Raw genomic sequence first — 14,395 nt, 5'->3', positions numbered from 1 at the left:
TGAATATCTTCTTCAGTTACTGAATAAAGAAATGAGATTTTTATAAAAGTTTTAACTGCATAGTCTTTATTGACTATGACATTATTATACTAGGGGGGAGGTAAATGCCATATTTAGTATTGTGGGAAATATCTAGAAAACAGAATTATATATTCCAAAGTAATAAATTGAAGGAAAACAGGGGGGCATCTATAATAATAGAATATGTTATAGAGGAACTGCCAAAGAAGTTGGGAAAGGGCTATGAAAAATTATTAATTTATAATGGAGGGGGCAACAGCCTATATGAGTTTGATAACTTAGAAGAAACCAAGGCCTTTATAAAGGATGTAAGTGAAAAAACCTTGGAAGACTTTCCTGGGGTTGAATTGTTTATGATTATTGAAGAATATGATGATAAAAAAGACAAGGTAACAGAAAAGATAAAGGATGCCTATAAAAAATTAGAAAGAAAGAAAAATAGGAGAAAATATAGTGGAGGCCAAATATCCTTTGGAATAGAAGAGACATGTGAATCCAGCGGATTGCCAGCTTCGTGTATGGATAGGCGTGATATAGATAATCCCAGCAGACTAATAAGCAATGAAACTAATGTAAAGATTGAATACTCTTATGACGACAGCAAAAAGTTTGAAGGCCTACTTCCAAAAGGCATCAGGGGCATAAGGGAATTTAGAGAATTGGTAAAAGGTGATAAAAAGCACATAGCAGTAGTACATATTGATGGCAACCGCATGGGTCAAAAGATGGAGCAATTGGAAGATTGCTTTGATTATGGGAAAGGTGACAAATCAAAAACTAATCGGGAGTACTTAAAAGCCCTAAAATATTTTAGTTTGAAAATCAAACAATCCTATGAAGATGCATTTAGAACAATGACCAATATAATCAACCAAAACAAAGACAACTTGGAAGATGATACAAAGATAAAAGAAGGATTCTTTCCTGTAATACCAATTATTGTAGCAGGGGATGATATAACCTATGTTACCAATGGGAAGATTGGAATAGAGTCTGCAAAAATATTCTTACAACACCTATCTAGCAAGGAAATAGTAATCTATAATGGGAAAACCACCAGGTTAAATGCCTGTGCAGGAGTAGCTATAGGCCATGTATCTACACCTTTTTCCAGCTTATATCAGATGGCAGAGGAGCTTTGTAACAATGGAAAAAGAAAATTAGCCCTAGATTATGGAGACCAAGACTTTTCATTGATAGATTGGCATGTAGTACAGGGGGATATACTAGGCAGCATATCAGAGATTAGACAAAAACACTATAAGGCACAGGCAGATAAAAAAAAGCTATACATGCGGCCCCTATATATAAATAACTACCGCAGGGATGGCAATTCCTGGAGGAGTTACGCTAATTTTAAAGTGGCCTATGGCAATATTACTAAAAGAGAAATATATAACAATAAGGTTGCAAGAAATAAATTGAAGGAATTACAAGGGGTGCTCAAGAGGGGTGAACAGGCCGCTGATATATTTTTAGAAACCAATAATATCAAAAATTACTTTGCTGGATTTGAAGATGCCCAAACTGAAAACTGCTTCTATAATGATAGATGCATATATTATGATGCTATAGAAATTATGGACTTGTTTATAGAATTGGATAGGAGGGGGGGAGGGGATGATTAAGTATAGGATTCAGGTTAAATTACTTACAGAGGCTATATTTGGAAGTGGGTATTCCATACCTGGCTCTGTAGATTTAGAAATTGTCCATGATGAATATGGATTGCCCTATATGAAGGCAAAGACTTTTAAAGGTAATTTCAGAGAAGCTATGGAAGATGTGATAACTTTTATAGGCAATAAAAAATATGAAACTATAAAGGATAAATTGCTTGGCAAAGAGGGGGACGGGCTAAATACCTGGAGAACCATCAAGTTTTCCCACTGTACCCTTAGCAAGAATATCACAGATGTGTTGAAATATGGAGTAGATGAAGAAATAATAAAACCGTCAGAAGTAAAAGAGGCTCTAACAAACATAAGGAGCTTCACTAGTGTAGAGGATAGCGGGGCATATAGGGAGGGCTCTCTAAGACATATGAGGGTAGTAAAAAAAGATTTAGTATTTTATGTCAATTTATACAGTAATGAAAAATTAACAGAAGAGGAATTGGGACTACTAGCCATTACTTCAAAATATTTTAGGCATATAGGTACTATGAGGACTAGGGGAAAAGGGGAAGTAGAATGTAGTTTCCAAGAGTTGGTCAATGGAGAATACCAGGATAAGACAGATTACTATATGAACAAGCTGTTGAAAGGAGTGAAGGGGAATGGCTAAATATATAGTACATGATATTGAAAATTTGGAGGACATAAAGCTAGCAAAAACTAACAGCCAAATAGATTTTGAAGAATCTATGGAGTATATTCCAGGCTCATCTATAAGGGGTGCATTTATACATAAATATATTCAGGAAACAGGTATAAAGGATATCAATCAAGGCATCCACAGGGAAAGGCTATTAAAAGGTGGCATCAAATTCTTAAATGCTTATCCACTATACGAAGACCAAAGAAGTTATCCTTTACCTAAAGCCTACTTTGCCACCAAAGAAGATATGAGAGAAAGTGAAGATATGAGTAATCCCTTAGATATGAAATTAGGGCTAGATAGAGATTTGCCATCAAATTATCAAAGAATTAGGTTAGCAGAATTTATAGCATACAATGGATATACAGGATATACAAGGATAAAGTTGGACAAAAACTCAAATCTCCATATAAACAAGAGAGAGGACAAAAATACATTATTCCGATACGAATCTATTGAAAAAGGCCAGGCCTTCAGAGGAATTATAAAGGTGCAAGACGACTCATATATAGCCGAAGTAAAAAGACTACTTGAAAATAACCACATATATATTGGAGGCTCAAAAGGTAGCGGATATGGAGGATGTAGAATCACCCGTGTGCAAGTGGTAGAAGAAAACCCAGAATATGAGCCTTTTAGACATAGGGATAATTTTAAAAACTATATCTATCTTATAGCCCTATCAGATATAATATACAGAAATGAACTAGGCCAATACAAAACATATATAGATGTCAACTATTTGTGTAAAAAATTAGGGTTAAAAAAGCTAAAATACATAGACAGCATAATTGAAATTAAAAACATTACCAGTTTCAACAATAAGTGGAACTGCCGCACCCCACAGATTGTAGGAATAAAAACAGGGAGTATATTTAAATACGAAATACTTGAGGGACAAGTAGACAAAAATAGGTTGTTAAAATTTATGGACGAAGGTATTGGGGATAGAAAAGTAGATGGATTTGGTAGATTTGTAATAGTTGACTCCATTGAAGAAGGTATTGTGTTGGGCTTTCCTGAAAAAGAATACACCCAACAAGAATATAGTGAACTGGAGGAAAGATTAAACGAAACAGAAAAACAACAATTACAGGACATAGTAAATAAAATATATGAAAATAGGGTTAATAATGATTTGGCAGATGCGGTGTTGGCTATAAAAAATGATATAAGAAACCCAGAAGCAATGAACCCAAGCCAATGGGGGAATTTAAAAGACTTGTTCAGTTACCTATCTATACTAGAGCCTGAAGAAGGAATCAAAACATATGAAGAATATATGCTAAATATAAAGGATAAGGCTGGCATTTCCTTGGAGCAACTGGAGAATGTAAAATGGAGTGGTGGTGACATAAAGGATTTGCTTGATGATAGAATAAAATATAGTACGGATACAGGTAAATTCCATAGCCAAATATTTAGAAGGACAGACAAGGTAAGAATTGGAGACATTGAATCAGAAATAGATGAAAGATTTGCCTACAGGATGAATCTAAAAGTACTGATAGAACTTACCAAGTATCAACTTAGGGCCCTAAAAGGGGAGGGGATTTAATGGTAGAGATTATTTCTGTGTTAAAAGCCACTATTGTGAGCAAATCTCCGCTTTTTATAGGGGATAATCAAGAAAACCCATTGTTAGATGATGATGGGCAAAGGGCATATCTTCCTGCAACTAGCGTGGCTGGAGCCTTTAGATCATATTTAAAAAATGTTGGTATGGACTATGAAAAATCATTTGGTAGCCAAAAGGAAGACAAGTCATCAATGAGTAAGGTATATGTAAAAGATTCTTTTGCACCTATTATAAGATTTGACAGAAGGGATGGTGTAAAAATAGACAGCCAATATGGCAGCCACGTAGACGGGCAAAAGATTGAAAGAAACTTTATAGGGCAAGGATTAGAGTTTGAATTAATGTTTGAAATTCATAGTAAAGATGATGAAATAGAAGAATTAAAGAATATGATATATACCTGTCTAAAGGCTTTAGACGAAGGAATAGTACGTTTAGGCGGCAATAAAAGCAATGGCTTAGGAATATTTAAAATAAAAGAGGCTAAAGAAATAGATTTTCATCTGTTGAAAAATTTAGATGATTTAATTAGGTACCTTAACAAGGATTATAGCAATACCGTAGATGTAAAAAAGACTATAGACAATATTCAACTACCAAAAAATTATGTGGAGTTTAGTATAGAAGGTAAATTTAGCACTCCGTTGATGATAAAAGCCCCGAAAACTTTTGATTCTATGGATGTAGACGATAGGAGTGTCCAGGTGGAGGGCCAATATATGGTACCAGGCAGTAGTTTCAAGGGTGCTTTAAGGGCTAGGGTAGAGAAAATAGCTAACCTATTTGATAGTCTAGAAGAAGCCAAGGCCATATTCGGAGATGTGGAAGAGAAAAATGAAGAAGATTCAGACAGAAAAAAAGAATTAAGCCGAGTATTGGTAAAAGAATCGGTTATAGATACTAGCAGCTTTGAAGAACCAATCTACCATAGAATCAAAATAGATAGGTTCACAGGAGGAGTTATGACTGGTTCATTAATGAATGATATTCCTACTAAAGGGGAGATCCGATTTAATATAACATATAGGAAAAAAGGAGATAAGCACTTTGATAAATATGCCGTTGGCCTATTAGCATTGGCCCTTAGGGATTTGGGTACTGAAAATTTATCCTTGGGAGGTGGTAGCAGTATAGGCAGGGGTAGGTTTAAAGGTGATACGATGTATATAGATGATGGAGAAGATATTATAGAAATCGACTTTAATAAAAAAACTATATCCAATGAGAAAAAGTTAAACAGCTATATAGAAGGGGTACGCAAATTTAAGGGAAAGGGGGAAACTGATGAAAAATAAATATTGTTTAAAAGAATTAACTGAAGAAAATTTAAAAGATATATTTGGATATGAGTGTAAAGATTTTGTAATAGGGAAAGATTTAAATAAAGAAATGTTAATAAAATTAGGCATGGAATATGCCATTGTTTATAATTTTGATAAAGTAATTACAGACCATATTTCCAATATAAGGCTAGATTACGACAATATAATAGAAGCAATATTTTTTAATGATAATGCAGAGATTAGAGTGTTTGGAGAAGATTATATTACAGGTACAATATTTAAAGAACACAAGGATAGTAAATGTATTGATGGCACTTATAGACTGTACCCTAGGTATTGTGAAGGAAAACAGGGCAAAAACTATGCTAAAGAACTGCTAATTAAAAAGTATATTAGTTACGATGATGATAATCAAGCCTATATTAGTTATTTGAAACCTTGTAAGTTGATCTTTGCTGGGGGTGAAATTGATGAGGTCAAAAGTGAATAAGGCAAATCGTGAAAAAAAATATTCAGTAGCCCCGTACAATTTTGTAAACTTACCTGAACGCTCGGTTGAAAAATATAAGACGCATAAAGACCTGCCACCTCACAATGATTTTAGGGGCAGGGATCAAAAAAGATTACTCAGTGGATACATAAGATATACTTTAAAAGCAGAAACACCAATAATAGTTGCCAAAGGTACTAACAAGGGGGACTCTGAAAAACGAAAGGCCAAATTTTTTACCAATCCAGACGATAAATATGCCATACAAGCTAGCAGTATAAGGGGTATGGTAAGAACTAATGCTCAAATTTTAAGCTTTAGCGATATAGTGGGAGAAAAAGATGATGAAAAAGGATATATTAATAGCTATATAGAAGATAGCAGATTTTTGTACAGGGACGTAGCAGGTAATACCTCTTTAGGTGATAAATATAAAAATATGTTAGGTATAGATTTGAACAAGATGATAGCAAAAAAATTGAAGGTAGGCTATATGATAAAAAGTGGAGACAAGTTCCGAATCCAACCTGCTAAGGAACTAAAAGAAGGGATGCCTTATTTTAGGGTAGTAGAAGAAGACTTTAAAAAGATAGGGGGCCACAATGTTCCAGGTATTAAGTTCCTTGATGATAAAAATTACAAACCCTATCGGGCTCAAATATCATTTAATCTAGCTGAGGATGGCGAGGTAACCAAAATAGCTGAAGTAGGAAAAGCTAAATACAATGGATATATATTGTCAGGTGGGTTTATATCAGGTAAACGCTGCCATTATGTGGTACCCCCTATGGACGATGAGCTAGATAGCGCAAATAGCCTAGATCAAGATGATTTAAATGAAAGTATAAGACTATATAAACAGGATATGTTGGCAACCCAAAAAGCTTATATAGAGGATGGAGTATTCAAGGTATATAAGGAATATGAATTTTATGCCTTACCAGAGAAAAATGAAAAAAAGCCTGTATTTTATATAAAGGATTCCACCAAAGATTCCAGCATAATACATTTCGGATTTATTCCATATTTACGCCTTAGTTATGAAAAGTCTGTATTAGACGGAGTTTGTGACAAATACAAGAACACAAAAGGTATAAGTTATGCTGATGGAATATTTGGATTTACAAACAAATCATACCAAATAAAGAATAGGGAATCTATTAATATTAGCTACAAATCTAGACTCAGCTTTGAAGATGCAGTGGTTACAAAAGGCGGGAGAGTGGATAAAGAGTGTATTATAGATGTTATACTAGCAAAGCCTAAACCTACTAGCTATAACCTATACTTAAAACAGGATAAAGATGCTGGCAAAAAAGAACTCCATATTTATGATGGAGATTTTGAGATTAGGGGATTTAAACAATATTGGCTGAAAAACTATATAGACAAGCCTCATCTTGAACCTGGTAAGGTAGAAAACATGAAAACAACCCTATACCCGCTAGAGAAAAATACCGAATTTGAAGGTAAAATCTATTTTAACAATTTAGATGAGGAGGAACTGGGCCTACTAATTTGGGCATTAAAATTGGAAGGCAATTGTTATCAAAATATTGGCCTTGCAAAACCCTATGGATTTGGAAGGGTTAAGGTAAAAGATATTGAATTGAAAATAGAAGATCTAGACAAAAAGTACAATACCTTTAGCTTTGATTATTACAAAGAAGGGGATATTGATAAATATATAAATATATATAAGAAAAATTTTTCGAACGAATATTTAAGAGGAACACCTATAGGAGATATAGAGCTAATTAAAGATTTTATGTATATAAAATCCAAGGTAATAAAATTCAAAGCCTCCAATAACTACAGGTATATGGAACTATATGAATTTGAAGATAAAAAAGTGTTACCAGAGATATATCATTTTAGAAAATCAATAAAATATCCCCTAAACAAGGATAAACCAAAGTCAGAAGATAAAATCAACAAATCAAGGAAAAGAAAAAGAAGCAGAAGAAATGGACGGGAACCTGATACTGCAATGGCCTTAGCTTTTAAAGAAGCAGAGAGAAATAGTCGAAACAATAAAAGATGAATCATTATATATTATAATATTTAATAAAATATAAATTGATGAAAAAATTGTCGTCGATCTCCAGTAGTGCAAAAACCCATGGAGATCGACGACAATTGTGTTATTGTAAGAAGTATGTAAAAGTCAATAGCTACGTAAGAAAAAGATGCAATTCAAACCATAATAAATATTAATATTTTAATTTAACAAAAATGAGAAACATAGTAATATCAAGGTACAGAAAGTTGATAGTCTACCTACGAGGAACACTTCCAAAATTAAGGAAATCATAAATTTAATTCTTTTCTACAATCTACAGAATCTCCTTTGATATGCTGAATAAGGCTTATTAATTAGTTCTTATTGAAAATATGATAAATACTATTAAAGGAATTATGACAAAATTGATTAAGCATATAAAGGCATAATAGTTTAAAAACTTAAAAAGTACAAAAAGATTTTTTGAAATAAAATATGCTGCTCCATATACTAAACCGCTAATAATATAGGTTAAATATATGAGATGCTTTCTTTTCAAATTAAATCCCTTCAATATTATCAATATTCCATAGAATGTAACTAGATACTTCAGCATCCAGCCTCCAAGTATTTGTAACATTACATACAATTCCCCAAGGGTCAGAAATCTAAAATAACTTACTTGTTGTGTTTGAATGAGTTTTGGATAGGAGAAAGTAATGGTTTTTTTTGGGCCAAAGGTCATAATTAATCCAACAGTAGATACTATTTGCATTTGAATTACAATTAATAGCCCAATAGCTATGGCTTTAGTCATTTTTTCAGTAGTGCCTAATTTTGATAGATAGGGTAAACATATAGATACCGACCCATATAACCCTAATATTTTAATAATAGCTATAAATATGCCTTTGTTCAATCCGTTTTCTAAAATAGGCAATAGTAGTTTAAAACTTTTATATCTCGAAGTAAGTATTGAAAGATTTATCCCTGCAATCATTATTAGCACAATCCCTATCATTGTTACAGTTATAATTGCCACTATATCCTTGCGAATAGTATATATAATAGGCACAATAAAAAATAATAGAAGATACCAAGTAGGTGTTTCTATAAACATATTAGTATGCATAGAATTTGCTTCTACAGCTGCACTTTCCACTAGGGTCACTAACATAGTAAAAATAAATAAACCTAATAGAATATTTCCAAAGGTTTTTCCTACTGCTTTATGATATATACTATGAAGATCAAAACTATTTTTTCTTATACAGACTTTTATTAGATAGGTAAAAAAAGAGAAATGCAATAATAGAGGCAATAATCATAGCTATCCAACTATCTCTTCCACCATCTGCAATAAATATGGTAGGGTAAGTTTTTAAAGACACAATGGAAGTAGCTAGAATCAAAAAAGCAAAATGCCTTGGATTAAACCTATCCACTATACCCCCTCCAGATTAACCAATGTTGAAATCCTATTATATTCATTCTTAGTTTTAGTAGTTCTATGAATATTATTCAAAGTAAGTACAGAAAATAAAAATGGTGATACTATGAACCAACAGTATATTAATAATATAAAAGAAAAATTAAGGAAGGACTCCCAAATTAAATATAGAGAAATAGGTTCTGATGAAAATAGGATATTAGTAATTTACGACAATAGTATTACCGATATGAAATTTATATCGGAATCCATAATACTTCCTATCATCAATAATATAAAGCTTGTAACGGATATAGAAAAGATAAAAAGGGAGATAATTATTACGCCTTCTGTAGGGGATATTAGGTCTGAAGATGAAGCGATAAAACATATACTATCGGGAGATGTAGTACTAATTTTCAGCTCTTTAAATGCCGTTATATATTGTGAAGCCAAAAGTTTTCCTAAAAGAGCTATAGAATCTCCACCAACAGAAGCAGCTATAAAAGGTTCTAGGGAAGGTTTTAATGAAGTTTTAGAAGATAATGTAGCTGCTATTAGAAGAAGGATAAAACATGCCGGTTTAAAAGTTGAAAAGTTAATCCTTGGGAAAAAATCCTATACCTCCGTTGCAATAGTATATATAGAAAATAATGCTCCTACAGAACTTGTAAATTATATACGAACCAAAATAAATAAAATAGATACAGATTATATGATTGTAGCCAACCAAATAGAAGAGGAATTAAAATGTAAAGGTACCCCCTTTGATACAATCGGATATACGGAAAGACCTGATGTAATAGCTGCAAAACTAGGGGAAGGAAGAGTTGCCATAATAACAGATGGAACTCCTTTTGTTATCTATGCACCATTCTTTTTTATTGAAAACTTCCATGCACCTGATGACTACACTATGAACAAATTTATTGCAAATTCTTCACGATTGTTTAGATGGGCATCCTTTGGAATATCTGCATTACTTCCGGGAATATATATAGCTTTATTCACCTACCATTTTAATCTATTACCATATATTTTTGTATTCCGTCTAGCTGAATCTAGAGTAGGAGTTCCTTTGCCCATGGTAGTTGAATTGACTATAATGCTGGCATTTTTCCAGGTATTAAGGGAAGCTGGAATCAGGCTTCCTCAACCTATAGGTTAAACTTTAAGTATAGTAGGTGCATTAATACTAGGGGATGTTTCGGTACAATCTGGGCTATCATCCCATATTACAGTATTTGTAGTAGCCCTAACATCTATATCATCCCTATTATTGCCAAGGATATCTATAGCAATATTTTTATGGAGTATTGTAATCATTATATTTTCAGGATTTTTAGGCTTGCCTGGATTCTACATGGGATTTATAATATTTTCTTCTCATCTGGCAGGTTTGACCAGTTGTGGCTATCCCTACCTTTATCCCCTTGGAACTATGAAGGTTTTTAAGTATAAAGATATACCTTATAGAGGAGGGCTTAACAGGATAAATAACTATATATTCCAAGAGGATGATGTTAGATGAAGAAAGTTATACTGGCTATAGCTTTAATTTCTACTAACTTTTTAATGGGTTGTTTTAATTATAATGACATAAATAAAGTAATTTTTGTAACAGCAATAGGTATAGATATTGATAAAGAGAATAGACCGATAGTATATGCTGAAGCTTTTTTAACCAATAGAAATATTACAGAGGATAAAGGTACAGAGGAAAAGACAATATTCAAAGGCACGGGAGATACAATTTTTGAAGCTATAAGAAATATAAATTTAGGCACAAGTTATAAGCTGAATTATTCTCAAAACAAAGCCATAATATTTAGTAAAAGGGCAGCAGAATATGGATTGGATAACTTTATTGATATACTCGATAGAGATCAAGAGTTTTTAATGCGTCAATATATGTTTGTAACTTCAGATGATTTAATGGATGTACTAAACACCAAAGTAGTTGAAGAAAATTTTGTTGGGATTTTTCTAACCGATTTGATCCTTAATTATCAGATACAGTCTAAAGGGAGTAAACTAAGATTTGATGAATACTTGGTTAATAGGCAAATGGAAAGTAGTGTAGATTTAATAAATTTTTTAGAAAAAACCAAACATACTCCTAATGATAGGTTAACTATAAAAGGGTTGGCAGTTATTCAAAATGATAAGTTAGTAGGAGAACTAAATCCAAAAGAAGCAAAATATTATAATTTTTTCATGGGCACATTAAAGGTTGGGGATATTTCCATACCCCACCCAGAATATGAGGATAAATTCATTACTTTAGAAGTGATAAAAAACAGAACTAAATTGAAAGTTTTTGATGAAGGGGAGAGTATTAATATCTACAAAACCATAAATACAAGTGTTAGCTTTGCTGAAGCACAAGAAGGTGTTAAAATATCTAATAGAGAAGAAAGGGAAACTATTGAAAAATATGCAGAAAAAGAAATAAAAGCAAGGTGTAGAAAACTATATGAAAAATACTATGCTAAAGACATAGATATATATAATCTAAAAAGAGAAATATCCATAAGATATCCTAAAAAAGATCTAACAGATATACTATATAATGTAAATCTATATATAGATGTCAATGTTAATTTAGAGGGAAGTTCAGATGTAACGGATTTTTATTGATCCCCTATTACTTCACCTTACTTCCCTTAGCTAATATATCCATTTTCTTCTTTTCCTTATAATTTTTATAATAGGAGCTTACTTCCTTAGTAATATTGGTATCTAAACCATTATCCTTTAACTCCTGTTCCATTTCTTTTAATACCTGATTGAATTTTGCATCGCTTTCCTTTTCAAGCTCCTTACTCATATACATATATTTATTTGCAAGTTTTATCTTTGATATATTCCCATTTTTATACTCATCATACCCTTCTTTGACCATAATATCTAGTTGGCCTTCAAACTCAGTTCGTAATGCTTCAAATTCAGTATTATACTTAGCTGCTATTTCTAGGAATAATTCATCCTCATTTTTTTCTACTGTAGTATTTTCATCACCAGTATTTTCAGAAGAAGGATCATCCTTCTTCTCTCCATTATACTTATTTATGGGTTCAGATCCACTGTCTTCTTTATCAATAATATCCAATAGAGGATTTTCTAGTTCAGCTAATTCATCTTCGACAATCTGTGTATCATCTTGAGTGTTTTTAGACATGAAATTAATCAAAAGCTTTATATTTCCCCAATTAATTGCAATTAAAATTACTATAATTCCAACAATAGCTAATAATATATATTTACCTCGTTTCTTTTTCATAAACTATCACCTCGTATAAGGATATTTTATAAAATTATAACATAGTTTTGTTATAATTCAAATCCTCAACATGCTTCTTCTTTATGTCATAATCTACGTTTGTATAAGGTTTAAGCTCTAATCTTTTTTTACTAACTTTAAAGGATATTATATATATTTGTAGAATATATATAATATAGAAGAAAATATGTAGAAATAAAGAGATATTAACATTTATTATTAGGGATACATTTGTATTAAGCATATGTTGAATAAACTATGATTTCAAAGTGGATACGATTTCAAAAATATTAAAATAGAGAAAATTTATTGCAGGGTAATTAGGATATACATGGTTTATTGAATAATAATAAAAATTTGTCGTCGACCCTAGGTAATGCAAAAACCCCTGGGGAGCGACGACAAATTTATTTTTATAAGAAATGTTAAAAATTCAATAGTAACATAAGAATATTAAAATAAACAAGCCCTGAAAAGTTTGAAAATTTACATTTGACAAAAAATAAGGAACATAGTAATATCAAGATATAGGATGGTTTATAGATTACCTATAAGGAATTGAAACTTTATTTCTTCTTTTATCCTAATTAATTCTGTGTCATGTTTATAGATTACCTATAAGGAATTGAAACAAAAATGCAAATAACACAATAGCAAATGCTTATAGAGTTTATAGATTACCTATAAGGAATTGAAACTTAGCTAAAAATAATTTATTACAAGAAGAAAATGAAAGTTTATAGATTACCTATAAGGAATTGAAACATCACTGCTAATCTCATCTAGCCATTTGTCCATGCAAGTTTATAGATTACCTATAAGGAATTGAAACGCTTTCCTAACCATATTAATAAAATCCTTGAAATGTCTGTTTATAGATTACCTATAAGGAATTGAAACTTCCCCTTCAACGTCGATGATTCGGTGCATAGTTCCGTTTATAGATTACCTATAAGGAATTGAAACACAGGTGATAAGGGAGTTGATGGCGTAGTGGTAGATAGTTTATAGATTACCTATAAGGAATTGAAACTTGCATCTGGTGCGTTCTCTCTAGTGTATATGTTTGGGTTTATAGATTACCTATAAGGAATTGAAACAAATATAATGATAATAAAAAGCAAAACACAGGATATAGTTTATAGATTACCTATAAGGAATTGAAACTCTCGTCTATTTCCATGATAGGTTTTCCATATTTTTTGTTTATAGATTACCTATAAGGAATTGAAACAATGATAATCAAGGAGATATTTAAAGAGATAAAAAAGGTTTATAGATTACCTATAAGGAATTGAAACATAATATAGCTGAAGCTATGACCAAAGCATTAGAACAGTTTATAGATTACCTATAAGGAATTGAAACATAGGAAGGGAAATTGAATGGATATACAACACTTATAGTTTATAGATTACCTATAAGGAATTGAAACTTTGGGTAGATCGGCTCTACCCATATACTATGCTACTAGTTTATAGATTACCTATAAGGAATTGAAACGAGGAACCTAATCCGTATATGTCGGGGCAAATGCTACGTTTATAGATTACCTATAAGGAATTGAAACCTCAACCAGAGGTCGTGAGTGAGGCTAAAAAAGATTAGTTTATAGATTACCTATAAGGAATTGAAACAGGACCAAAGGCATATGATAATTCTTGTAATATCCCGGTTTATAGATTACCTATAAGGAATTGAAACACATTTTAACACTCTCCTTTAGTATATTATTATTTTATGTTTATAGATTACCTATAAGGAATTGAAACATTGTTGTAATTGTTTATCTAACTTGTCCAACTCTTTGTTTATAGATTACCTATAAGGAATTGAAACTAATAATATTCCCTGTGCAAAAACATGATTACATCTGGTTTATAGATTACCTATTGGATCTATGTCAATACTTTGGACAAAAATTTAGGTTTTTTATTAATTTCCGCCACCATTGACAATCCAAACATAAATGCTCAAGGGTTTTTACCC

General features: G+C 31.8%; 10 protein-coding genes, 1 pseudogene and 1 CRISPR repeat array. Of the genes and pseudogenes, 8 read left to right on the top strand and 3 right to left on the bottom strand.

Translation table 11 applies throughout. The annotated features are described in order from the left end of the window. Nucleotides 1-104: 104 nt before the first annotated feature. From C3E89_RS10520 to C3E89_RS10495, 6 genes are read left to right on the top strand one after another with little or no spacing between them, the layout of a single operon-like run. Nucleotides 105-1,649: a hypothetical protein gene (locus tag C3E89_RS10520; protein ID WP_236912827.1), complete on the top strand. Its 1,545-nt coding sequence runs from the start codon at nucleotides 105-107 to the stop codon at nucleotides 1,647-1,649. Beyond that, nucleotides 1,642-2,307, top strand: a complete 666-nt coding sequence (locus tag C3E89_RS10515) for an RAMP superfamily CRISPR-associated protein (RefSeq protein ID WP_236912826.1) — start codon at nucleotides 1,642-1,644, stop codon at nucleotides 2,305-2,307. Before C3E89_RS10520 ends, C3E89_RS10515 begins: the two co-directional genes overlap by 8 nt. Continuing rightward, on the top strand, nucleotides 2,300-3,898 hold the full coding sequence (locus C3E89_RS10510) for an RAMP superfamily CRISPR-associated protein (protein ID WP_236912824.1): 1,599 nt from the start codon (nucleotides 2,300-2,302) through the stop codon (nucleotides 3,896-3,898). Before C3E89_RS10515 ends, C3E89_RS10510 begins: the two co-directional genes overlap by 8 nt. Beyond that, complete coding sequence (locus tag C3E89_RS10505) at nucleotides 3,898-5,214, top strand: RAMP superfamily CRISPR-associated protein (RefSeq protein WP_236912822.1); 1,317 nt, start codon at nucleotides 3,898-3,900, stop codon at nucleotides 5,212-5,214. The genes C3E89_RS10510 and C3E89_RS10505 overlap by 1 nt, the downstream gene beginning before the upstream one ends. Beyond that, nucleotides 5,204-5,692 (top strand): hypothetical protein, encoded by a 489-nt coding sequence (locus tag C3E89_RS10500; RefSeq protein WP_236912820.1) that lies wholly within the window; start codon nucleotides 5,204-5,206, stop codon nucleotides 5,690-5,692. The genes C3E89_RS10505 and C3E89_RS10500 overlap by 11 nt, the downstream gene beginning before the upstream one ends. Continuing rightward, nucleotides 5,673-7,736 carry a TIGR03986 family type III CRISPR-associated RAMP protein gene (locus C3E89_RS10495; RefSeq protein WP_236912819.1) on the top strand — a complete coding sequence of 688 codons (2,064 nt, stop codon included), beginning with the start codon at nucleotides 5,673-5,675 and terminating at the stop codon, nucleotides 7,734-7,736. Before C3E89_RS10500 ends, C3E89_RS10495 begins: the two co-directional genes overlap by 20 nt. Nucleotides 7,737-8,064: 328 nt before the next feature. Here the strand turns inward: C3E89_RS10495 and C3E89_RS10490 are convergent, their stop codons facing one another. Beyond that, nucleotides 8,065-9,003, bottom strand: coding sequence for an endospore germination permease (locus tag C3E89_RS10490; RefSeq protein WP_236913475.1), 939 nt, complete (start codon nucleotides 9,001-9,003; stop codon nucleotides 8,065-8,067). Further along, on the bottom strand, nucleotides 8,951-9,139 hold the full coding sequence (locus tag C3E89_RS10485) for a hypothetical protein (protein ID WP_236912817.1): 189 nt from the start codon (nucleotides 9,137-9,139) through the stop codon (nucleotides 8,951-8,953). Before C3E89_RS10485 ends, C3E89_RS10490 begins: the two co-directional genes overlap by 53 nt. Before the next feature lie 111 nt (nucleotides 9,140-9,250). Here C3E89_RS10485 and C3E89_RS10480 point away from each other — a divergent pair. Beyond that, nucleotides 9,251-10,654: pseudogene (locus C3E89_RS10480) on the top strand (spore germination protein). After that, nucleotides 10,651-11,763: a Ger(x)C family spore germination protein gene (locus tag C3E89_RS10475; protein WP_236912816.1), complete on the top strand. Its 1,113-nt coding sequence runs from the start codon at nucleotides 10,651-10,653 to the stop codon at nucleotides 11,761-11,763. Before C3E89_RS10480 ends, C3E89_RS10475 begins: the two are co-directional and overlap by 4 nt. A 7-nt stretch (nucleotides 11,764-11,770) precedes the next feature. Here the strand turns inward: C3E89_RS10475 and C3E89_RS10470 are convergent, their stop codons facing one another. Then, nucleotides 11,771-12,406: a hypothetical protein gene (locus tag C3E89_RS10470; RefSeq protein WP_236912814.1), complete on the bottom strand. Its 636-nt coding sequence runs from the start codon at nucleotides 12,404-12,406 to the stop codon at nucleotides 11,771-11,773. 535 nt (nucleotides 12,407-12,941) lie between these two features. Then, a CRISPR array of direct repeats spans nucleotides 12,942-14,245; the repeat unit is 30 nt; unit sequence GTTTATAGATTACCTATAAGGAATTGAAAC. Nucleotides 14,246-14,395: the final 150 nt, after the last annotated feature.

The organism is Clostridium sp. Cult1 (assembly GCF_021655095.1).
Classification (GTDB): Bacteria; Bacillota; Clostridia; order Tissierellales; family Tepidimicrobiaceae; genus Schnuerera.
The sequence above is the reverse complement of the archived record's forward strand: the minus strand, read 5'-3'. Positions and strand labels throughout refer to the sequence as shown.